Genomic DNA, 275 nt, shown 5'->3' on the forward strand with positions numbered 1-275 from the left:
ATTTTTTCAGTCCTGGCAGTTCTTATCCATCTGATGACCTTGTTCAGCTTGTTGATAGCTATACAAAAGAAAACGTTAACTATCAAAAGTATAATGGCTCTGCTACGGTGATTGATGATGGGGTTGTATACAGGAAAAAAGGGAATGACTATTATGTTGATATCAATTTTTTAGCCAGTGGAAATGTAAATATTCAGAGATTTGGAGCTAAAGGAGATGATTTTACAGACAACAGTGTTGCCATCAGAAGAGCTTTGGATTTTTGTAGAATATAT

The 275-nt window shown here is 34.5% G+C and carries 1 protein-coding gene; it reads left to right on the forward strand.

The window, feature by feature from the left end:
- The coding region (locus SB764_RS39960) for a hypothetical protein (RefSeq protein ID WP_410866742.1) at positions 1 to 275 on the forward strand (275 nt) is incomplete at both ends.

It is taken from the genome of Paraburkholderia sp. SIMBA_027 (genome assembly GCF_046535315.1).
Lineage (GTDB): Bacteria > Pseudomonadota > Gammaproteobacteria > Burkholderiales > Burkholderiaceae > Paraburkholderia > Paraburkholderia tropica.